The organism is Bacillus sp. FSL R10-2780 (assembly GCF_038006125.1).
In the GTDB taxonomy this organism is placed as follows: Bacteria; Bacillota; Bacilli; order Bacillales; family Bacillaceae_G; genus Bacillus_A; species Bacillus_A cereus_U.
Window position 1 is genome coordinate 139,126 of record NZ_JBBOUQ010000003.1, and the last position, 19,662, is coordinate 158,787.

Genomic DNA, 19,662 nt, shown 5'->3' on the forward strand with positions numbered 1-19,662 from the left:
TATATAAAAGATAATTTTAAAAAAATAATTAGATAATAACCATAGAAAATAGAACATTTTCTATAGTTATTCTTCACTTTCATTTTTAGCAAAATTAAATTTACTATGTAAATAATTTTGATTGTATTTCAGTTATAATAATAGATATAAAGGTAATTAATAAGGGGTTGAAGAATAATGAAATTTGAATTGAATACGATTCATAATGAAACTTCTTTAGAAAATATAGAGAAACAAAAACAAAATTTCACAAACATAATTGCAGTATGGAATCATGATTATATAGATCAAGCTGAATTTAAAAAGGAAAATAACGAAAGAAAAAATACTTATACATACGAGGGATTTTCAGATGAAGAGATACTGTACTATTACTTGAACCGGCAAACACATTTTGACCAGGAGAAGCGTATAAAAGATGAATCAAGAACTCTATACGCTCGTGATCTGAGTCAGTTTTACTTCTTTATCAAACAAAGTACAGAATTTCTGCAGCAAGATGTAAAAGATTATAAATTTGGCCAAGTCTGGAGGAATCTAAGAAAACGCCATATCCGTAACTATCAAAAATGGTTGTCCCAGGAGGCAATTTCCAATCAGTCCAAAGAAGGATATAAGCCATCTACTATTAGTCGGAAACTCGGAGTTATTCGCTCCTACCTAAGATGGTTATATGAGATTCAATATATCCAAGAACCCCTTCATGTGGAGATTCTAAGCACGACGGTAAATAAACAACATAAACCCAAACGTGAATTGTCATATGATGAAGTGAAGCAGTTACTAAACTACTACAAGGATAATGAAATTAACTATGCGTTATTGTCGATACTTGCTACTACAGGGTTACGTGTTGCAGAGGTGGCCCATGCAAAGTGGGAAGATCTTGAGTATGACGCTATAAGAGGACGATACTATTTAACGGTTGATACAAAGGGAGATAATGAACGGATTGTTTCTATTAATAAGGAGATTTTTAATCGTATTGCCGCGTTTCGAATTCGAAGAAGATTACCTATAGACATTGGGAATACAAATGGTGGAACGGTATTTCAAACTAAGAACCATACAGCTTATAGAGAGAATTACTTGTCACAATATATTTCTAAAATTATTAAGGATACTCAGTTACCCTTTACAGAGAACATCCGAATTACTCCCCACTTCTTTAGACATTTTTATGTACAGTACTTGTATGATTACAAAGGATTACCACCTCATGTCATCGCAGCTGCAGTCGGTCATAAAAATGATCGGACTACGAAAGAAAATTATCTGAAGCAAAGATTGACGAAAGATAATGATGCCGGGAATTTAATTTTGGAAGATGAATTTTAATTTTAAACACTTGATAATTAGTATTACAGTACTTCAATACTTCAATACTTCAATACTTCAATACTATTGTTTTTAGTTATGTAATTTTTATATAACTAAAAACAGTTTTTCGCCTATTTATTTGTATTTATTCTTACAAGTATTCATTGGTTCTTCGCCAAGAGTCCCTAAAAATTGTCGTATCTATAGGGAAGTGTGTAGAGCCTTGCTGAATTCTTAGTTCGCAGTACCCACAATCGAAAAGTAAAACATTTATAAAAAAAGAGTGCTAGTTATAAAATATAACTAGCACTCTTTTTTTATTGTGCAATTTCAAGGTAATCATAAATTATTTTAATACTCATGGCAATAAATATAATTGGAGTTCCAAATAAAATGGTAATTAATTCGCTCATTACAAATATCCCATAAAATAACCAGCTAACGATTCCGATTAGAGTCGCTGTAAATTTCGGTACTTCGAACTGTTAGCCATCGAAATAAAAAGATTCTTCTGAAATACCGATGTTTCAAAATGAATAACCACTGTTTACCTATAAACTTGCTTAGTCTATCCTGTTAACTACCTAATCTATGCCTTTACTGTCGAACATTCTTTTAAAGAATCAAGATGCTGGCAAAAGTATCTTTGTTTTACTAAATTCTTAGTAGTTTTATATCGAAAATTATTTTATCTTAAATAAACACTCTATACGGCGTTAATAACTCGCTTACTATGTCTTTAGTCTTAATAGTACAATCTAATCTGTTATTGGATGTGTATTGTTGTTTCCCATATGCTAAACAATTTTTCCGTATCTTTCTCATTTAATACATTTAGAAAACTATTTAAAATCATTAAATTTATGTTAGGAACTATTGTAGTCAGGCAGAATGAAAACAAGGAAGAATTGGTATAATGTTATATAAAAAACAAAAAGGAGATTTATTTGGGGGAAGTTATGAAAATATTTTTTGTTTGTGCTAGTCTAATAATAAATGTTTGTGCATTGCCAGCAGCCATGTTTATTGGAGTAATGGCAACTGATGCTCCTGGTAGTGGTCTTAAAGAATTCTTTATTGGTTTCTTTTTTATTCAGTGGTTACCACTACTCTTATTGGTTCTTTCGATATACTTTTTAATTAAAGAAAGGAAGAATAAACTTACGAATACATAACAACATTGGGTAACTATAGGAATTTAACTATATTTTTAATATAAAGAGAAGCGTTGACTGGTTTTGAGATTAAATAGTAATATAGTGATATATTGTAATAGGAATGATTAAGGTAAAAAGGGGAATATAATTATGATGTTGCGTTATGCAAGAGTTAGAGAGATTTTACAGCAAGGATATAATGTATCTTTAGTTAAAAATAGTAAAAATGGTCAAATAAACAGAGTGTGCTTTGAGATTTTAAAAGAGAAAGATCAGAGCTTTTTTCATATTAATGGTGGGAAAATGATTTCTGTAGGAATTAAACAATATACAAATTATTGGATTATGAGTACAGATGAACAAAACCATTACATTGCTATTAATCCGGATTTTGAAAGGAAAAATGCAAATTACGATAGAAATGATGAAAATCAAATGAAGCAAGCTGCATATCTATCTTCTTGCGAGGGGATATTAAGAGCAGTTATTGATTCTAAACTAGATGAAGATAAGAAAAGAGAAATTTTTAATATTCTAGGGAACTAACTATTACTTTAAATTAACACCTAACTATATTCGAATTATGAATGTAGTTAGGTGTTTTATATTTAAGAAAATCAGAAATATAGGGGTACGGAAACGATTCCGGGTATGAGGGGCCACTCTGGAAAAATATTCAATAATAAAAATCGTAGGAATTGATAATTCCTACGATTTTTTGATTAGAATTCTCTAATATTAATTGCAAAATGTGGTTTGAATCTCACTTCAATTGCTTTTTTCTCTTCAGAGCACTGAATATGGAGTGTATCATTGCGAGTATAGACGCGTTCTACAAATTTCATATTAACGTCAAATACACATCCTTCATTATAAGAAAGACTTAATTTAATTGTATTCTCATAAACTGACATAATCATTATTAATTTAAATCCTAAGTGATCCATTTTACGATACAGATACACACCTGCACCTTCAATCAAAAAGTCTTCTGGTTCACTCTCGAATAGCTCTAATAGTTCGTATTCATCATATTTAATATCCAATGTTTATAACCAACCTTCTGCACCGTAAAATAATTTTTATTATTTTTTCTTCGCGGGAACAGCAGTAATAACATCCCCGTTATCATTAAGTATAACATAACCATCTGCTCTACTATATTTCCATGTGCCAGGTGTATCAGCCGGAGCACGAGAACCCGTTTTGATAATATCTTCAACTACATTAGGTGTCATACCACGAGGGTCAATTTTAGAAAATAGCTCGTTATATTCCGCAGAACCTAGTTTATATCCTTTTTTAGCAGCCATTTCCCGAGCTCTTGAATTAAGCTCTGCTCTTATTTCAAGAGTATCTGGAGCCATTCTTTCTAAAGCATGCTCAGTATACTTTCGACCATTGATTACTCCTCCACCTCTTGGCATACTCCATCCAATACCAGAAGTCCCTTTTGTTGCATTTTCAATAGCCTTTCCTTTCTTTTCAAGGTCACCAATTTTCCCTACAACTTTACCAATTACACGTGTAGTACCACCGGATAGTGTACCCCATCCATAATCTTCTGGTCCATATTTCCTACCTGTTACCAGATCTTCACCTTTGATTAACTGTGCAATTTCTATTCCTGTTCCAACACCCGGTGAAATACCTAAGATAAACGCTAGATCTTGGTCATCTTCACGATTATATATTCTAGAAGGATCGCCGCCTAAATCACGTAGTGCATTACTTAAATCAATATTTCCAACGTTGATGGCTGCTGCAGGGATATTATACTTATGTTGGACAACTTTAGAAGCTGTATCCATGAACGCATTCCCAAAATCTAACCCCGTATTTACATCATTATAGATACCTGGTACTCTTTCTTGCAATGCTTGTAAATTTTTTGCTTTGACTGGAACATTCTTTCTTGTTACTTGTACAAGTTCCTCCATCCCAGGTTTCGCCGCATCTATAGAGTGTTTTAATTCGCATGACGTAATCGGATATTATTATGGTATTTCATTACTTACATGTTGTGTAGTATTTGAAAAAAGGTGATTTTAAAAAAGCATACTCTGTATTAGAAAATGAGGTTCTGGTGCAAACATTTTTTGAAGATATAAAGAAGTGAAGAGATTCCTAACGGAATCCGCTTTTATGCTGGAATACCGAATAGTTGATGAATGAGGTTCACTTGATTTTGGACAGACTGCCCCCCTTGAAAGGTTTGTCCTTTTTTCATCATATGCATGGCTTCAACACCTCTCAATATAGAAGTTGCCGTTTTAAATGACTTGAATCCCAACACAGAACGCACGCGTTTCTTAATAAAACGATGATCTTGTTCCACTATATTATTGAGATATCTAACTTGCCTTAGTTGTATGCCTTCAGGCATATGTTTCTCTTCTTTTAACTCTGGAATCGCTACAGGGTAGGCAGGGTTCTTATCTACTGTTATCACACGAGGTTTAGACACATAAGAAAAAGCCAAGGCTTTCTTGAAAAAGCGCTTGGCTGCTTGCTTATCTCAGGTGACTCTTTCTTATCAATCGTAATAACAATTAATTAAGGTCAAAACGATCTGCATTCATTACTTTAACCCAAGCAGCTACAAAGTCACGTACAAACTTTTCTTTGTTATCATCTTGTGCATAAACTTCTGCAATCGCACGTAGAACGGAGTTTGACCCGAACACTAGGTCAACTCTAGTTGCTGTTCTTACTACTTTACCTGTGTTGCGGTCACGTCCTTCGTATACGCCTCCGTCTACACGCTTCCATTCTACACCAATGTCAAGTAGGTTCACAAAGAAGTCGTTAGTAAGTGTGCCTGCACGATCAGTGAATACACCCTGTTTTGTGCCGCCATAGTTTGTACCTAAAGCACGCATACCACCAATAAGGGCAGTCATTTCTGGTGCAGTAAGGCCTAGTAGTTGTGCTTTGTCTACAAGAAGTTCTTCTGGACCAATACTGTACTCTTTCTTTTGATAGTTACGGAAACCATCAGCAACAGGCTCTAGCACGTCAAAGCTTTCTGCATCAGTTTGCTCTTCAGTTGCATCACCACGTCCTGGAGAGAAAGGAACAGTCACATCAAAACCTGCTTCCTTAGCCGCTTTTTCTACCGCAGCAGTTCCACCTAGTACAATTAAGTCAGCAAGACTTACATTTTTCTCAAGATGACTTTGAATGTCTTCTAGTACTGAAAGGACTTTTGAAAGCTGTTCCGGTTGGTTCACTTCCCAATCTTTTTGTGGAGCAAGACGAATACGTGCACCATTTGCGCCACCACGATTATCTGAACCACGGAATGTGCTTGCTGAAGCCCAAGCAGTTGTAACTAGTTCGCTGATTGTAAGTCCTGAGTCAAGAATTAGTACTTTAATTTTTTCTACTTCTTCTTCTGTTAATTCATAATCAACAGTTGGAACAGGATCTTGCCATATAAGATCTTCTTGTGGAACCTCTGGACCGAGATATCTTGCTTTAGGACCCATATCACGGTGTAAAAGTTTAAACCATGCGCGAACAAATGCATCAGCAAAATCATCTGGATTTGCATGGAAACGACGTGAAATCTTCTCATAGATTGGGTCATGACGGAGTGCTAAATCAGATGTAAACATAACTGTCGGAACTTTCTTGGATGAATCTGCTGCATCTGGTGCAAGGTCTTTTTCATCAGGGGCTACAGCCATCCACTGATATGCTCCTGCAGGACTCTTAGTCAACCACCATTCATATCCGAATAATAAATCAAAGTATCCGTTATCCCATTGTGTCGGGTTAGCAGTCCAAGCACCTTCAAGACCACTAGTGATGGTGTCGACACCTTTCCCGCTTCCATATGAACTTAACCAACCTAAGCCTTGTGCTTCAATTGGAGCTGCCTCTGGCTCTGGACCAATTTGTGCAGCATCTCCTGCACCATGTGCCTTACCAAAAGTATGTCCGCCTGCAATTAATGCAACGGTGTCTTCATCATTCATACCCATACGTCCAAAGGTTTCGCGAATGTCGTGAGCACTTGCAATTGGATCTGGCTTACCGTCTGGACCTTCTGGGTTAACGTAAATTAGACCCATCTGAACTGCAGCAAGTGGATTTTCAAGCTCTCTTTCACCAGAGTAACGGTTAGCCCCTAGCATTTCTGTTTCAGTACCCCAGTAGATGTCTTCTTCTGGATGCCAAATGTCTGCACGTCCGCCTCCGAAACCAAAAGGCTTAATACCCATTGATTCAAGACCAACGTTACCTGTTAGAAGCAATAAGTCAGCCCAAGAGATCTTGTTACCGTATTTTTGCTTGATTGGCCATAGTAATCTACGTGCTTTATCAACGTTCGCGTTATCAGCCCAGCTGTTTAGTGGAGCAAAACGTTGGTTACCAGTTCCGCCGCCTCCACGTCCGTCACCAGTACGATATGTTCCTGCAGCATGCCAAGACATACGGATAAACATTGGACCATAGTGTCCATAGTCAGCAGGCCACCAATCTTGGCTGTCTGTCATTAGATCGTGAAGATCTTTTTTAAGAGCTTCATAATCTAGCTTTTTAAATTCATCAGCATAATTAAATTCTTTTCCCATAGGATTAGATTTTTGGTCATGCTGATGAAGAATGTTCAAGTTCAACTGGTTTGGCCACCAGTCTCTATTAGTCGTAGCACTAGATTTGTTACTAGTAACACCACCTTGACTAAATGGGCATCCTCCAGTATTAGCGTTGGTATTAGTGTCCATATTTGTTTCCCCTCTCCATTTCAATTAAGCAGCAAATAATTTGATTAACTTATTAAAACAAATTAACATATTTGATTTTTGCTCTCTTCTCATCACCTCATAGGAGTGAAAGTTAAGCACAACTAAATGATAGCACCTTTCATTTGAAAGTCAATATTAATTTATAATTGTTATTAATAAGTAAACTATATCAATAAATTCGCTTGTAAGTACTTTGAAAATAATGGAAGAAGGTAGAAACAGAGCAACTCTTTGTTGTACCTAACCTATGATAATATCCACATAAAAAAAGTAATACTCATTTAAAATATCTCATGTCTGATTCTCCTAGACCCTGTTTTCTAGAGTATATATTCCCCCTTAAATCAAAGTGGAAAACACAAGATTTCTTCAGATTACGCAATATACTCTTTTAAATCTCCTTTGTTAACTTTTTGTTACCTTCAGATAAGCTATCTATATGTTAAAATTGATCCGTATCCCACTAATTAATTTAGTTAGTTAGTGAAGTTCTCTCTCAAAAATCCCCTAGGGAATAGGGGCCCTTTTCATTTTATAAACCTATTATTCTACTTCATCCCTTTTATCTATAAAGTAAATAAAAATCTTATGATAAAACTCCGTATGCTTTGCATCCCCAAGGATCATCATCCTCAACATCATTGTCCAAGAATATTTCCACTTTCACCTTTTTCCGTTCTCCATAATCATAATACTTTTGTTATAACCCTCTATATATTCTGTTTTCTCTTCTTCTGTATCAACTAATAGGGGGCATCATACATGCCCATCAACTTAAGAAAAGTAAACATCCCAAAAACAAAAAATGAGCAAACTTCTCAAAATAACTAACTGTAGAGAAAGAAAAATTTCATTTAGGGGGGGTACTTCAAAACTTTAGCTTGATAGCGATGTAGCGCTACCACATAATGTGATTAAACTCTATTGCTGTTCTTGTTCCACTACTACACAGACCCCTAATATGAATCCGTTAAAAACATGTGTGACGCATACATAACAAAAAAGTAACAAATTATTCATCAAGTTATATATTACCGAGCACTATGCTAAAATAAAATAAATAACTCCCAATGCTAATGGGGGCTATTTTTAAAATATTGCATAGGAACATCTCTATTCCTAATCCCGTTCCTATGCAAACATAACCTCCTTATGATTAACTCCAGTAACCATAAGGACACTTTAGCGCTGTTGATTTCTTATAAACAAATAATAAAAGGTAGACCCCTCTTATGAAAGAGATGTCTACCTTTTATTGTTTTAACTGGTCCTACTTTAACCGGATTAAAGCCTGTTGAAGTGGCTTTTCCACCTTTCACTCCAGCTTCACCTTTATTCTCTTCTTCTTTTTCGTGGAAAAAAGGTAATTTCAACTTAATTTTCAATTTCTCTCCTATTATTCTGATACTTTCCGACACTTCATCAATTGGAAGATAATTATCACAATTCACATCATGTTCAGCATCTTTTGAAGGTAATCTATAGTAAGGATTTTCTCCTCCTGCATGTACCACCTGTCTCATACAATCCATACAATGGAAGGTCCCAGTGTTTTTCATTTCCATCGTGACATTTTTACAATTCACTTCTGTTCCTTTACCTGTAGTGTTATTCCTTATATAATATGCCTTTCTCATAGGTTTACTTCTACCCATGCAAATGCCTCCAGTTTCACTGTTTTTCTGTATATTAAAATCATAACAATATTGGAATTGTATGTCATTTCAAGTGTCAAGCAATCTCATAGATTACCGGAATACAAACCGTTAACTATATATAACAAGGTCAATGCATACAAAAAACTTTATATATTACCCTGTAAATCAAAGTGGAAAACATAAGATTTCTTCAGATCACGCAACATAATCTTTTAAATAGCACTCACCTTTTCGTAACATGTTCAATAACTTATCTAATTCTTGACTTACTTGAATGACTTCCGGGGAAGTGAGAAAATAGTGTTTTGTTAGTTGAATCATTTCTTCTCTCTTTTTCTTTACCAGGTATCTTGGTGTTATACATTTCGGCATTCATTAGACAACCCACCTTTTATATAAAACTTCTCTATTTCACACGATTCGTTTTTAACGATAAAATTCTATATGTCACATGTATTATTTTTTGTTACCTTTTGTTACCTTCGGATAAGGTAGCTATATGTTAGAATGTTAAAGTATTCACACCCAAGCTATGTACAGGGTTACCACTAAAGAGTCCCTATTCCCCTAGGGACTCTTTACATTTTAAATGTCTGGTTATATTCCGAAACAAGCCTAACTTCAAAAAACTCCCCTTTCTTTTATCTGTTTTGGAGCTATCATATATGATGTGATTTTAAATAAAGAAGTGATATCACTTGGTATTCTAGTCCTAATTATTCTTCTAACAATATCAATTTATATAATTATAATGATGCATACATTTTGTTGTATAGGATTGTATTTTATTCTTTTTAGACTTGAATTGTGGCATATCATTTTGTTTCTTGAAAAAACGTGAAAAAGCATCTGCGAGGTTTTTCAATGAGGATTGAAGAGCGGTACTATCTACTTCTTTTAACCAAAGCGTATCTTGTCGTTTTTTTAATTGCGTAAGCTCGGCAGAGCAAGAAGGATAGGTTAATCCTTTTCCCGCTTCTTTATACGTATCATTCCAAAGAGCAAGAAAATGGTTAAATACAAAGCGACTGCAACCAATCGTTTTAGCAATTAATATTTCTTGTTTCTTATTTGGGTAGATACGAAATTTATATGCTTTATTTACTAACATAGGTTGCACCTCACTTTTTCATAGTATATCTACAGTATACAAAAAACGATAAAGTACAAACTAATTTTCCGCCTCATCGTTTACTTCCTTTCCATTGATATCCTTTTCCCCATACCGTAAGGAGAAACTGAGGATCAGAAGGACTAGGTTCGATTTTCTGACGAAGACGACTAATATTCACATCTATTACTTTTGTGTTACCTACACAACTTATACCCCATATTTTATTTAAGAGTTCATCACGTGAAATTGGTTTTATGGAATTTTTCATTAAATATTGTAAAATAATATGCTCTGTTGGAGTTAAATCAATTACTATCTCATCCCTATATAATTGTTCTTGCAGAAGATCTAACTGAAATGGTCCCGAATGAATCGATTTCATATCCCTTTTATTTTCTTTTACCCTTCTTAGCAATGCTTGTACACGTGCTACTAATTCAATTATACTAAATGGTTTTTTAATATAATCATCTGCTCCAATTGTCAAACCGTGTACCTGATCTTTCTCTTGAACACATGCCGTTAATATAATAATACCAATCTCTTCATTGTTTTTTCGTATTCTTTTGCATACTTGAAAACCATCTATCCCTGGTAACATAACATCAAGTATTACAATATCAACATTATGATTTTCTAAAAGCTCAAGAGCTTTTTCACCTGTATCGGTTTCTAAAACATTGAAACCAGCACGCTTCATATTTAATGTAATAAAGCTACGAATTGTTATCTCATCTTCTAATACTAAAATTGTTGTCATACTCACCGCTCCTTCTCTCTTGTTGATAATCGGCTATGTGTTTGATATAAGATTTAAGCTTCTGGTAGTTTAATTTTTTTGAAATTGCATATACATGAGCTCTTGTTTTCCATATGTATCAACTCCTAGGAGGCACCATATATGTTGATTAACTTAAGAATCTAGTAAAAAACTTCATCCTTTCTATTTAGCTTTTTAGAAAGAATAACGTAGGGATAGTCAAGATTTTAAGTTGATGGACATGGAGCGGTATCCCTAGTTTATCAGTTTTATATTAAGTAAGTGATAGGACTTTTTCGTCTGTAATCTCATTTTCACGCCAATCGCACCACCAAACAATTTATTACGTGAAAACGAAATGTGTTCCATCGTTTTTCCTATAATTTTAGCGTTTTTATATACACTTCAAAACGCTTTGACTAGATAATCCAAGTACTCTTCTGGTCCACTCAAATGAAATTGAATTTTCTGACTTCTGCTTTCTACATCTTCCAGCTGATACATAAGTAACCGATACCAATCGCAACCCTTTCACAACTACTTTAGTGGATTTCTCTAGTTCTATTTCAAACCAATTAGATGCCACAGTCTCACTTCCTTTGCATCAACTATGAAGTATTACTCGCTCCTTTTTAATTTTTTTTAGATGCTTTTCTAGTTCTGAAGGCTCTAATCCATAGAGTTGTCTTCTTCCATCCTTGTAAAATCCGCAATCGATCAGCTGACTAATGATACGCTGTTTTTTCTTTCCACATGATAAGTATGTTGTTCTAGCTTTTTTGGGTCTTTTGCATACTTTCAAGAAATAAATTCTTGTGTTGCCATTTCTACAAACTGAATATCAGACTCTACAAGGTAACGAATATATGCCGTTTTCGCTTTCATATATTCATCTTCATTTTTCCATCTATGATGGCTGCCGTCACAAAGTACAAAAAAGGAAACGTTTCTCAACTGACTTACCAATTTATTCGTTTGACCCTTCGGATTAAATATTTCTTTCGCTTTTTTATGTGCCTGTAACACTTTGTCTTTCGAACATCCGCATACAAGTAAATAATGTGGTATGATTAAACTCATTTTGCTATCTCACCTCTCTATTGCTCTCATACACAATCCAGAAAGGATAAGAACAAAGAGCACGCGTCGATTCTCTACACGCTAACATGATTTGAAAAGCATGATAAGAAGGATGATCCTTTTCCAAATGGCTAGTGCTATATTCTAAAAAGCCGTCATTCTTCTCACCTTGTACAACAAACGCCTTAAAATCGGATAAATGAGCCTGTTCTTTATGCTTATCCTTAATATAAAGGATTGCTCCACTTAAAAATGAATGTGTAGTTCTCACCCACGTTAATCCAGCGCCTTCATGAATCACTTGTTTTGTCATTTCCATTGCGAGTTCCTGTGCTTGCTTTTTCGTTTGAATATCAGCAATTCCATTCGAAACAATCATTTCTTTCACCCTTTCGTAGTTATGTAGTTTTCATATAGCTAAATACAATACAACTAACCAAAATGGCATTACCATTAGGAATCCATTTCTAATCCCTTTTGCAATAGCCAATGGATCATCATTACAGTATGGCATTTCCTTTTCTTCAACCCGCTGCAACATCTTTTTTGGGGGTGAAAGGCTCATATTGAATCTCCTTTCCTTTCAATCTGTTTTCATTTTCCATAACAAACTACCTCCAAAACAGCCTATACAATAAATCATAATAAATTTTATGCAAATTTCTATAATTGCATCCATCACTTCCCAGTATCCTCTCCTCGCAATTAACATTTATTTCAGAAAAAAACCACGGTAAGAAAAGTCAGACAAGAAAAGAGCCAGATTTTACCCCGTTAAGAGTAAATCGACTCTTTAATATTCAAAGGACGTAAGGAATGTAAACTTGTTGAATGTAATCCATCAAACTTTTATTCTCCTAAGAAATTGATATCTTCCCAACCCAAAGGCGAATATCGTACGCTAGGGAATTTTTCATTTAAGAAACTTGGTTTTTCCAAAACGCTGGCGGTACGCCTTTATCGATTATTCGCAAACTACAAAAGGAGCTTAATTCCTTAATTTCACCAATTACTTAATAATTAAAGATACAATTCCTAAAATTATACACAGTATCCCACCTGAAAATTGCCCTAGTCCAGACGCCTCCCCTAAAATTAAGAGATTGAAAATGTTTTTTCTTGTTTGCGTTTTTCCTACAAATGCATCATCTTTTTTCATTTTATATATACCCCATAATACTAAGACTACTCCAAAAAGTATAAATAATAGTTTTAACATCATAATATATTTACCTCTATTCATTAGTTGTATTTTGCTATATTGCTTGATTCTTTCTCTTCAATCGATAACTTAAAAACCCAGATATTCTAGAGGCTAATAAAACAGATGAATTATATTTTTGTTTTTCTAACGAAATAATCGTTCTTGAAGATACAAATACTTTATCAGCTAACTCTTGTTGTGTTATTCCATATTTTACACGTAACTCTTTTATTCTATTTTTCATTGAAATCTTCTAATTAAAGAAAACTATTATAATATTTTTTAGCTAATGTATTCGTAATTAGACAGCATATCATAATGAGAAATAGCCCAGTATTAATCGGAATTATAATCCATTTCGAAAGAAACATCATAAGAATAATCATAACCATAAGAATACTTAAGGTTATATGTGCAGCTTTTCCATCTATTAAATCAACCCTTTCATCATATTCCTTTGATAGCTCTCTTTCTAACTGTTTACCATTAGTTTTATGTTTAGTTTGAGAAACTAAAGCAAAAATTAATAATAATACTCCCGTAAGTATCTTTAAATTCCCCAAATAAAACCCTTCAGTAAGCTCAGCTGCAGTATGATCATACATTATTTCAAAAAAACCCATTGCAATAATTGCAAACGAACATAAATAAAGCTCTTTAAATCTATTTTTCAAACAAATCACTCCTAACACAGCCATATATTCAAAGTTTATTTAAAAGTATATTTTAATCAATATCTTCTTTTTTACATCCTTCATTAGTTAGTGAATAGTACATACTACCCTCGAAAGATATTAATATAATCTCAACCCAATATCAATTCTTTTTTTATAATTTTTATAAAAAAAGAATTGATATTGGGTTTTTAATGACATTTTTCGACAAAAGATTTACTTTTAGCAATTTTCACTTTATAATGATTATAACTTAATAAACATACTACATAACGTGTAATAATTACTTAGTTGAACATATAGTTATCAAAAGAGGGATTTTTAAATAATCCTACAGATGATGAACGAATGCTCATTACGGATTAACATCCGGAGATATAAGGAAATTAAAATTCCAGAAAAGATTTGTGATTAGTATGCTCAAATTTAGAAGATTACCAATTGGTTGGCGAAGTGTAGGGAATACACCAGATTTATGGATTTAATCAGATGTACAAGACCTGACGAGAGGTTTATATATAAAGTAGGTTATGACTCTTTTATTTATTGTCCAATTGGATTTATCATTTTAGCCAAGAAGACTCCTTCCTCAAGGAACGCGAAGTGAGTAGGTGGGAGATGAATTGGCTTCGGACAAGGGATGGCAGGAAGCCATCTTAATTGTTCGACATACATAAACTGTTACTTCACTACCTATCGAATATACGTTTGTTGTATAATAGACACATATCGAAATAGGGGTGAAACGAATGATGATCAATAAAGCATATAAATTTCGTATCTATCCAAATAAAGCACAAGCGACCTTAATCAATAAAACGATTGGCTGTTCTCGTTTTGTATTCAATCATTTCCTATCTCTATGGGATAATGCATACAAAGAAACAGGAAAAGGTTTGACATATGGTACATGCTCTGCCAAACTTCCTGCCATGAAGAAAGAGTTTGTTTGGCTAAAAGAAGTGGATAGTATTGCGATTCAGTCGTCTGTTCGCAACCTTGCGGATGCTTATACACGCCTTTTCAAAAAACAAAACAATGCCCCGCGTTTCAAATCTAAGAAGAACAACATACAATCTTATACCACAAAACAAACAAATGAAAACATTGCCGTTGTAGGAAACAAAATAAAATTGCCAAAACTAGGTCTTGTTCGATTTGCCAAAAGTCGTGAAGTAAAAGGACGTATTTTAAATGCTACAGTTAGACGGAATCCTTCTGGCAGATACTTTGTGTCATTGTTAGTTGAAACAGAAGTGCAAGAACTTCCGAAAACAAATTCTTACATTGGAATGGATGTGGGACTAAAAGATTTCGCCATTTTGTCAGATGGAACAACCTATAAAAATCCGAAGTTTTTTCGATCATTAGAAGAGAAGTTGGCAAAAGCACAGCGTGTTCTTTCTAGAAGAATGAAAGGATCTACTCGTTGGAATAAACAACGAGTAAAAGTAGCTAGAATTCATGAATACATGACGAATGCTAGAAAAGATTACTTGGACAAAATCTCGACTGAAATCATCAAGAACCACGATGTTATCGGTATAGAGGATTTGCAGGTATCGAATATGTTAAAGAATCATAAGTTAGCAAAAGCAATTAGTGAGGTATCATGGTCTCAGTTTCGAACTATGTTGGAATATAAGGCAAAATGGTACGGCAAACAAATCATTGTCGTATCGAAAACATTTGCTTCAAGCCAATTATGTTCTTGTTGTGGATATCAAAACAAAGACGTTAAAAATCTAAACCTACGTAAATGGGACTGTCCTTCTTGTTGTACACACCATGATAGGGATATTAACGCAAGTATCAATCTAAAGAATGAAGCGATAAGGCTTCTAACCGCAAGGACTGTGGAGATAGCCTAATAAATTAGAGTTCGATAGAACTCTTTACTTAGGAATCCCCCTCTTCTAAACGAAGTGAAAGTGGGGGTAGTTCAATGCAGAGTATTTTAGACTGGGTATGCTAAATACACAAGATATATATAGGAGGTTCCCCTTTTTGAATCCGAATAATCGTTTAACAACAAATCAAGGTTCTCCTATAGGAGATAACCAAAATTCTCGTACAGCTTGATCTTGTAATCGTTTTTGTTGCTGTTGTTTTGTTAATCGATGAACAATTACACGAGCTGGCACTTTATCAATCATTTCTACATAAGCATCAGCTATTTTACATGTTTGTCCTGGTTGAAGGGAGTTCATTAACGTCTCCATATCTATCTGTATATATTCTGTACCTTTCTTAATTCTTCCGTCTTGAAAATAATCAAGGTTAGGATTTTTTTGATAAATACGTGTATTCGACTTGATACGAGAGATATAGTAGGCCTCTTTATCTTGTATAATAGGTTTAATGAAAAGAGCCCTAAAGAGATAGGGGCTCTTTAGGGCACGCCTAATCGGGTAAATTGATTAGGAGGAATATGAATATTTTAACATATAGATGACTCATCTGAAGGTAACAAAAAGATAACAAATTAGAATGTATGGCTGTGTGTCCATCTTGATTGAATACGAAAAAGAGATTGTACAAAAAGAAGTAGAAACAGTTGTTGGATTAGGCTTTGCAATGGATGGATTATACGTTAGTTCTGAGGATGAGAAAGCCAATTAGCAAAGGCTCAGAACGTTGGAACAAACAACGTATTCGTGTAGCGAACCAACGTAAGAATTTTCTTCATCATAAGTCTACAGAGTTAGCTCAGTTCTCTTAGGACTAATTCGTTAGCTATCAAAAGTAACGACTAACCGAGAAGCCCCCACTTCAAGTAAGCTCGTAAGAGCTACTAAGTGGCGGGTAGTTCACGGGAAAGACCTATATCCCTATGAAATCAAGGTTTGTTACGTTTATAAATTCCTTAGCGTATAATTTTCTCAAAATGATATGGTGACCCCAAATATTCTTCGATAATCTATTGGGTATATTTGTATGCATCCCCTATATAAATCCTAGGGGATTGTTTGCATGTTGACTTTGTTTTTATGTACAATAAAGATAAAGATATAGTCTGAAACAGGAAGAGGAAAACCATGTCCAATTCATTAGTAAATTTACGTATCGATTTTGCATTTAAGCAGTTATTTGGCACAAATGGGAATGAAGATATTTTAGTTGCCTTTTTAAATGCCATATTAAAAGATTCTTTAGAATCACCTATTGTTTCCCTGCAATTAGAAGATCCACACTTGCATCGAGAATATGAAGAAGATAAATTATCGATTTTAGATATTTCGGCTACATTAAATACAGGAACAAAGGTAAATGTAGAAATACAATTGAATAACAATCACGATATGATCAAACGAAGCTTATATTATTGGGGAAGGTTATACACCTCTCAATTGCAAAAAGGAATGCCTTATAGCTCACTTCATAAAACAATTACCATAAACTTGTTAAACTTTGTGATGTTTCCAGAATATGAAGCGTTTCATACAACAGGAATCCTTTGGAATCAGCAACAACAAAAGTTATTAAGTGACGATATAGAAGTTCATATTGTAGAGATTCCAAAGTTACTACAGCAATGGCGCGAAGAGAAAGTCAATCCGTGGGAAGATTCGTTTGTTCGTTGGTTATTATTATTACCAGCGAATGAAGATGAACATCTCACGCAAATATTGGAGGACATTGCCATGAACCAAGATCCGATTTTACAAAAAGCAATGAATAAGTGGGAACGTATGAGTCAAGATTCTTCTTTCCGTCAAGCATATGAAGCAAGAGAAAAGGCCTTAATGGATGAGGCTGCAAAGTTTGCTCATGCTCGTAATGAGGGGAAAAAAGAAGGAATTCAAGAAGGAATTCAAGAAGGGGTTCAGCAAGGGAAAATACAGATGATTAAAGGTATGCATGAACTTGGTGTACCACTTGAAACGATTGCTAAAGCCAGTAAATTAGGCATAGATGAGGTTGAACGTATTTTAGAGCAAAAATAATCAACATCAAAAAAAGAACCTATTAATTGGGTTCTTTTTTTGAGCTATTTGTCAACTAAGGGTAGCATCAAATAATTTTTTATAAGTAGTAATATAAACTTATATTATGACACTTAACTTTATTTTCTTATTATTGATGAGATCGCTCATTTAAAATTGCATTATATAAAAACTGTGCATACTGTTCCCGTGTAACTTTCATATCCGGAGCAAATTCCCCTTCACCAATACCTGCTGCAATATGGTTTGATTGTACGGCACTAATTGCATCTTTTGCCCATCCCCTCGAAAAGGGGGAATAAGGGGTTCAACCGCGATATATACGTTATCTTAGCCAAGAAAATTAAAATATGAATTTAAAAGGGCCCTTACGTTGAATACATATATTCAACGTAAGGGCGAATTATTTTTGGTTTGAAATAAAGCTTGATTAAAAACAACTTAGGGATCTGTGTAGCCGTTTTCCTTAACGTACAGAAAATTGGCTTGTTGGTTCGTTACTCGTTAAAAATGTTTGTAAAGCTTCTGGAGGTTATATCAACTTGCATTTTATTTGCTAGAATACCATTTAGCTAACCACTCATTCCATTTATCCTTTTGAATAGTAATGGAAAATATAGTGTTTTTATCAGGCTTGTCAGTAAGACATACGGATGTATCATGAACAGATAAATATTGTCCGTGGTTATTTTTTAAAAAGAAGGTTTCAAATCCATAATTAACAAGCGTCCATACTTGTCCATAAGCACGAAATCCTGTAACGCCCACCTCACCATTTGCAGATGTAAGATAGGTTGCATTTGCTTCTATGTACACCTTATTAGATCCTTTTTCAATTGGAATAATTGTAAATATGCTCCTATCTTCTGGGATCCAATTAGATGAAGCAGAAATATTCGTACTATCCTCCCATGTCCGCAAGACGTTATCCCTGTTTCTAATTTTCACAGAAATAGAAGAACATTCTTCATTTTTATGCTGTGTAACGACAGCAAGCTTATGTCTCTTTATCTCAGCAAGTTCATCAGCGCTATAACTAAAAATCCCAGATTCTTTTACTGGATTTGAAGTTAGCGTTGCCAGTTTTCGTTTCTCTTCCGGTAGTGCATGAAAAAGTTTCTCTAGGTCAAAAGAAGCACTACCTGGTTTTATATTTGGAAACTCCTGTTTAATATATTTTAGAGCTAAAGGACCATTCATTTGACCACGATTGTCACTTTTTAAGTAATATGTTTGCCAATTCGTAAGCGCAATACCAGTATTCCCTTCATCTAATTGTTTTTGTGTAATATAATACACATCACGTTCATATAGATCTGAGGCATCTGGATTTAAGTCCACTATGATACCAGCTTGCTTAATCAAAAGTTGTTGACCATGTTTTATCGTTTTATATTCAACTTTCCCATCATTATAGAAAAGTTTAACTCTCTTAGAAAAGTTTTGGTTTTTATAATAATCATACACACTAATACCAAATTCTCCTTTATTAAAAGTAGGAGCTTTGTAAGCACGGTTTTCATTGTTAGCTAGATAATCATTTTTAGCACTTTGTTCGGATAAAAAAATAACAAAAGGCTCTTTTAGAAACGTATCATAGGTATCTCCAAATGTTGTAAGAATCGTTTCTCTTGTATCAACGTCTGCTTTTGCTTTATGTTTTATAAAGGGGTTGAAACTGAATACAATCCCCATCGCTATTCCTACAGGGGGGATTTTTTTTATATATCTCTTTATCTTTTCCTTCATGGATTTGCTCCTTACTTTCTAATTTATACTGTTTTCAACGTATTTACATTCATATCAGTAAGTTTATCTTAATTTAAATCCCTTTCAAAAGTCTTTCATAAATGTTACAAAACCATTTCATTGCTTCTCATACAAACACTTCTGTACTTTTGTAAGTAATTTCTTAAACTTAGACATATCGATAAGAATAAAAGGATTGATACATAAGTAAACCACCGATCATATAGTCTAAAAATACACTT

17 protein-coding genes and 7 pseudogenes are annotated in these 19,662 nt (G+C 34.1%); 6 read left to right on the forward strand and 18 right to left on the reverse strand.

Features of this window, described 5'->3' with window-relative positions; genetic code table 11:
* Nucleotides 1-177 precede the first annotated feature (177 nt).
* The 3 genes from NSQ47_RS26885 (at nt 178) to NSQ47_RS26895 (ending at nt 3,023) form a co-directional block, all read left to right on the forward strand.
* On the forward strand, nt 178-1,338 hold the full coding sequence (locus NSQ47_RS26885; protein WP_341038747.1) for a tyrosine-type recombinase/integrase: 1,161 nt from the start codon (nt 178-180) through the stop codon (nt 1,336-1,338).
* Between the two features lie 941 nt (nt 1,339-2,279).
* Nucleotides 2,280-2,495, forward strand: a complete 216-nt coding sequence (locus NSQ47_RS26890) for a hypothetical protein (RefSeq protein WP_098988703.1) — start codon at nt 2,280-2,282, stop codon at nt 2,493-2,495.
* A 132-nt stretch (nt 2,496-2,627) separates the two neighbouring features.
* Nucleotides 2,628-3,023, forward strand: coding sequence for a hypothetical protein (locus tag NSQ47_RS26895; protein WP_098540481.1), 396 nt, complete (start codon nt 2,628-2,630; stop codon nt 3,021-3,023).
* Between the two features lie 176 nt (nt 3,024-3,199).
* On the opposite strand, the gene NSQ47_RS26900 is transcribed toward NSQ47_RS26895, so the two are convergent.
* The 15 genes and pseudogenes from NSQ47_RS26900 to NSQ47_RS26970 all read right to left on the reverse strand — a co-directional run bounded on the left by NSQ47_RS26900 (nt 3,200) and on the right by NSQ47_RS26970 (nt 13,724).
* Nucleotides 3,200-3,523 (reverse strand): hypothetical protein, encoded by a 324-nt coding sequence (locus NSQ47_RS26900; RefSeq protein ID WP_341038752.1) that lies wholly within the window; start codon nt 3,521-3,523, stop codon nt 3,200-3,202.
* Nucleotides 3,524-3,562: 39 nt separating this feature from the next.
* Nucleotides 3,563-4,462, reverse strand: a pseudogene (locus tag NSQ47_RS26905) (S-layer protein); the annotation flags it as partial.
* Nucleotides 4,463-4,620: 158 nt separating this feature from the next.
* Nucleotides 4,621-4,995 (reverse strand): annotated as a pseudogene (locus tag NSQ47_RS26910) (DDE-type integrase/transposase/recombinase); the annotation flags it as partial.
* A gap of 34 nt (nt 4,996-5,029) precedes the next feature.
* Nucleotides 5,030-7,213, reverse strand: coding sequence for a catalase/peroxidase HPI (gene katG, locus NSQ47_RS26915; RefSeq protein ID WP_341038754.1), 2,184 nt, complete (start codon nt 7,211-7,213; stop codon nt 5,030-5,032).
* A gap of 1,220 nt (nt 7,214-8,433) precedes the next feature.
* A complete protein-coding gene (locus NSQ47_RS26920; protein ID WP_002107118.1) occupies nt 8,434-8,889 on the reverse strand; it encodes a hypothetical protein in 456 nt (151 codons plus the stop codon).
* Nucleotides 8,890-9,087: 198 nt separating this feature from the next.
* Nucleotides 9,088-9,264, reverse strand: a complete 177-nt coding sequence (locus tag NSQ47_RS26925) for an aspartyl-phosphate phosphatase Spo0E family protein (RefSeq protein WP_002107119.1) — start codon at nt 9,262-9,264, stop codon at nt 9,088-9,090.
* A gap of 391 nt (nt 9,265-9,655) precedes the next feature.
* Nucleotides 9,656-10,003 (reverse strand): annotated as a pseudogene (locus tag NSQ47_RS26930) (helix-turn-helix domain-containing protein); the annotation flags it as partial.
* Between the two features lie 73 nt (nt 10,004-10,076).
* Nucleotides 10,077-10,766 carry a response regulator transcription factor gene (locus NSQ47_RS26935; RefSeq protein WP_078181893.1) on the reverse strand — a complete coding sequence of 230 codons (690 nt, stop codon included), beginning with the start codon at nt 10,764-10,766 and terminating at the stop codon, nt 10,077-10,079.
* A 604-nt stretch (nt 10,767-11,370) separates the two neighbouring features.
* On the reverse strand, nt 11,371-11,568 hold the full coding sequence (locus NSQ47_RS26940; RefSeq protein WP_078181894.1) for a Fur-regulated basic protein FbpA: 198 nt from the start codon (nt 11,566-11,568) through the stop codon (nt 11,371-11,373).
* Nucleotides 11,565-11,846: a hypothetical protein gene (locus NSQ47_RS26945; protein WP_002107123.1), complete on the reverse strand. Its 282-nt coding sequence runs from the start codon at nt 11,844-11,846 to the stop codon at nt 11,565-11,567. The genes NSQ47_RS26940 and NSQ47_RS26945 overlap by 4 nt, the downstream gene beginning before the upstream one ends.
* A gap of 4 nt (nt 11,847-11,850) precedes the next feature.
* Nucleotides 11,851-12,225 carry a hypothetical protein gene (locus NSQ47_RS26950; protein WP_002107124.1) on the reverse strand — a complete coding sequence of 125 codons (375 nt, stop codon included), beginning with the start codon at nt 12,223-12,225 and terminating at the stop codon, nt 11,851-11,853.
* 30 nt (nt 12,226-12,255) lie between these two features.
* A complete protein-coding gene (locus NSQ47_RS26955) occupies nt 12,256-12,411 on the reverse strand; it encodes a hypothetical protein (protein ID WP_002107125.1) in 156 nt (51 codons plus the stop codon).
* A 444-nt stretch (nt 12,412-12,855) separates the two neighbouring features.
* Complete coding sequence (locus NSQ47_RS26960; RefSeq protein ID WP_098988691.1) at nt 12,856-13,068, reverse strand: hypothetical protein; 213 nt, start codon at nt 13,066-13,068, stop codon at nt 12,856-12,858.
* Nucleotides 13,069-13,088: 20 nt separating this feature from the next.
* Nucleotides 13,089-13,294 (reverse strand): annotated as a pseudogene (locus NSQ47_RS26965) (helix-turn-helix transcriptional regulator).
* 13 nt (nt 13,295-13,307) lie between these two features.
* On the reverse strand, nt 13,308-13,724 hold the full coding sequence (locus tag NSQ47_RS26970) for a DUF2178 domain-containing protein (RefSeq protein ID WP_078181897.1): 417 nt from the start codon (nt 13,722-13,724) through the stop codon (nt 13,308-13,310).
* A 749-nt stretch (nt 13,725-14,473) separates the two neighbouring features.
* On the opposite strand from NSQ47_RS26970, the gene tnpB reads away from it, so the two are divergent.
* Nucleotides 14,474-15,595: an IS200/IS605 family element RNA-guided endonuclease TnpB gene (tnpB, locus tag NSQ47_RS26975; RefSeq protein WP_341038758.1), complete on the forward strand. Its 1,122-nt coding sequence runs from the start codon at nt 14,474-14,476 to the stop codon at nt 15,593-15,595.
* A gap of 195 nt (nt 15,596-15,790) precedes the next feature.
* Here the strand turns inward: tnpB and NSQ47_RS26980 are convergent.
* Nucleotides 15,791-16,075 (reverse strand): annotated as a pseudogene (locus tag NSQ47_RS26980) (IS4 family transposase); the annotation flags it as partial.
* 151 nt (nt 16,076-16,226) lie between these two features.
* Here NSQ47_RS26980 and NSQ47_RS26985 point away from each other — a divergent pair.
* Nucleotides 16,227-16,434: pseudogene (locus NSQ47_RS26985) on the forward strand (RNA-guided endonuclease TnpB family protein); the annotation flags it as partial.
* A 328-nt stretch (nt 16,435-16,762) separates the two neighbouring features.
* Nucleotides 16,763-17,671, forward strand: coding sequence for an Rpn family recombination-promoting nuclease/putative transposase (locus NSQ47_RS26990; protein WP_341038766.1), 909 nt, complete (start codon nt 16,763-16,765; stop codon nt 17,669-17,671).
* Nucleotides 17,672-17,801: 130 nt separating this feature from the next.
* On the opposite strand, the pseudogene NSQ47_RS26995 reads toward NSQ47_RS26990, so the two are convergent.
* Both NSQ47_RS26995 and NSQ47_RS27000 read right to left on the reverse strand, forming a co-directional pair.
* Nucleotides 17,802-17,960, reverse strand: a pseudogene (locus NSQ47_RS26995) (S-layer homology domain-containing protein); the annotation flags it as partial.
* Nucleotides 17,961-18,220: 260 nt separating this feature from the next.
* Complete coding sequence (locus tag NSQ47_RS27000; RefSeq protein ID WP_341038767.1) at nt 18,221-19,420, reverse strand: hypothetical protein; 1,200 nt, start codon at nt 19,418-19,420, stop codon at nt 18,221-18,223.
* Nucleotides 19,421-19,662: the final 242 nt, after the last annotated feature.

Coding starts and splice junctions, on each gene's coding strand:
- NSQ47_RS26885 (WP_341038747.1), top strand. CDS start 178: ATGAAATTTGAATTGAATACGATTCATAATGAAACTTCTTTAGAAAAT.
- NSQ47_RS26890 (WP_098988703.1), top strand. CDS start 2,280: ATGAAAATATTTTTTGTTTGTGCTAGTCTAATAATAAATGTTTGTGCA.
- NSQ47_RS26895 (WP_098540481.1), top strand. CDS start 2,628: ATGATGTTGCGTTATGCAAGAGTTAGAGAGATTTTACAGCAAGGATAT.
- katG (WP_341038754.1), bottom strand. CDS start 7,213: ATGGACACTAATACCAACGCTAATACTGGAGGATGCCCATTTAGTCAA.
- NSQ47_RS26920 (WP_002107118.1), bottom strand. CDS start 8,889: ATGGGTAGAAGTAAACCTATGAGAAAGGCATATTATATAAGGAATAAC.
- NSQ47_RS26925 (WP_002107119.1), bottom strand. CDS start 9,264: ATGCCGAAATGTATAACACCAAGATACCTGGTAAAGAAAAAGAGAGAA.
- NSQ47_RS26935 (WP_078181893.1), bottom strand. CDS start 10,766: ATGACAACAATTTTAGTATTAGAAGATGAGATAACAATTCGTAGCTTT.
- NSQ47_RS26945 (WP_002107123.1), bottom strand. CDS start 11,846: ATGAGTTTAATCATACCACATTATTTACTTGTATGCGGATGTTCGAAA.
- NSQ47_RS26950 (WP_002107124.1), bottom strand. CDS start 12,225: ATGATTGTTTCGAATGGAATTGCTGATATTCAAACGAAAAAGCAAGCA.
- NSQ47_RS26955 (WP_002107125.1), bottom strand. CDS start 12,411: ATGAGCCTTTCACCCCCAAAAAAGATGTTGCAGCGGGTTGAAGAAAAG.
- NSQ47_RS26960 (WP_098988691.1), bottom strand. CDS start 13,068: ATGATGTTAAAACTATTATTTATACTTTTTGGAGTAGTCTTAGTATTA.
- tnpB (WP_341038758.1), top strand. CDS start 14,474: ATGATGATCAATAAAGCATATAAATTTCGTATCTATCCAAATAAAGCA.
- NSQ47_RS26990 (WP_341038766.1), top strand. CDS start 16,763: ATGTCCAATTCATTAGTAAATTTACGTATCGATTTTGCATTTAAGCAG.
- NSQ47_RS27000 (WP_341038767.1), bottom strand. CDS start 19,420: ATGAAGGAAAAGATAAAGAGATATATAAAAAAAATCCCCCCTGTAGGA.